This is a genomic window from Sporosarcina sp. P13 (assembly GCF_002743055.1).
GTDB lineage: Bacteria > Bacillota > Bacilli > Bacillales_A > Planococcaceae > Sporosarcina.
Genome location: NZ_PDYM01000077.1, coordinates 1 through 1,757 on the forward strand (window position 1 = coordinate 1; position 1,757 = coordinate 1,757).

A 1,757-nucleotide genomic window follows, 5' to 3' on the forward strand; every position below is an offset into this window, starting at 1 on the left:
AAACGCAATGCCTATGGCTATCGACGCTTCGATCACTTTAGAGCGAAGATCTTATTAACTATTAAGTATAAAGAAATTGGGGTTCATTTAGGGTGACGTGGATTATCGGTCACCCCAACATTTGACGTTGAACCTGAAAACGGAAGTAGTTTCTCCGCCTTGATAAAACACATAAAGCAATTACCCATGCATCGTCAATTTTTGACGCTTGAGTAAGTCTTGACGTGTAATTTCATCAGCATTGTCTTTTTCATACTGAGACCAGCTTAAGAATATACGACCAATTATCACTACATAAATAATTTCTTGAATAACTTTCATCAAGATGCCACCTAATTGCTGATCGTAAAGTGTAGGCATGTCCGTAAACAGTTCAGGACCTGAAATTCCAAGCCCAGACAGGCCAGCAAGTGTAGAGCTAGGCACGCATAAAGCCATCGCTTTTAACCACGCCTCACCGCTCGCATACGTTTCATATACAGGTACATCTACGAAAATAATTAAAGAACATGCTGGCGTGATCAGTAGTGCACTTAAAATGACATAACCAATCTTCTTTAAACCATGAAGTTGCGGCTGACCTTTCACTGTATTAATTACTGGCCACCACAGAAATACGGCAGACATGAATAGCGTGACAGTAAAGATCGTATGTAGTAGTATGCTCAACTTCACTTGATCTAATATTAACGGATAATGATACATTGAAAACATAAGAGTAAATACTAATAAACTGATAATTGGTTTAGTAAAGAGCATAAATAATTTATTGAAAATCTTTTTGGCTAAAAGTTTTTCCCATATCCAATTAGGAATTCCAACAATTAAAAACGGTGCAACGATTAATAACAACATCGCCATTTGAGCCATATGGACAGAGAATAAAATGTGTCCCATCAAATCCATCGGTGATCCCTTCACGATATAAAGTAGGACCATCGAAGCTAAGAAATAGCTGATCTGACGTTTTGTTACAGATTCAGACCCTTCAAAACGCCCTCTCCATTTGACCGTGATCAGATAATATAGAACAACTCCAAGTAAGATTGCTAATAAGAAATAAGGACTCCATAAAGCCCGAAAACCGAAAATACTTAAAGGCAAAACAGTCACTCTCCTTTTGTGATGACATTACTGCTTCCATGTTTTATGCAAGATTCTATGCTGCGGGATTTCCTTTTGGAATAATGAGTCATGGCACAGCAAATACCTAACAATAATCCACTCATATCTAATTATACGAGCATAGTTCCCAGAACTCAATGTACGAACTTTGACAATTTCATTTTCAGGCGAAGTGTGATGCATACTTAACAAAATTCAAAAAATGGGATAGGATACCGTTTCGCTTCGTTCCAGGCGGACGCAGTTCGGGAGGTCCCACGGTGATCCTCCCCAAGTCGCCGCCTTACACTTCGCTTCACTAGTGTTTTTTTCTGAAGTAAGTAAGTGGGACGTTCAGCTTTTGATTTAATCATTTTATTTGAATCTAAAAGATGAAGACCAAACACTACGTCACTTGAAAACTACAATGAAGACTCAAATTACTTGTATTCTACCTATAAGATTGAAGCGTCCCCCTCTGTAAAGTAAACCCCGAACCACTTGCCCTTCCACTCTCCACTCCTTTATCCAAATAAAAAAGGTTCAACGTCAAATGTTGGGGTGACCGATAATCCACGTCACCCTAAATGAACCCCAATTTCTTTATACTTAATAGTTAATAAGATCTTCGCTCTAAAGTGATCGAAGCGTCG

General features: G+C 38.6%; 1 protein-coding gene. It reads right to left on the reverse strand.

Annotated features, from left to right (window positions below):
- Positions 1–180: 180 nt before the first annotated feature.
- Positions 181–1,104, reverse strand: coding sequence for a cytochrome c oxidase assembly factor CtaG (gene ctaG / locus CSV79_RS16395; RefSeq protein WP_199171951.1), 924 nt, complete (start codon positions 1,102–1,104; stop codon positions 181–183).
- Between the last annotated feature and the right edge of the window lie 653 nt (positions 1,105–1,757).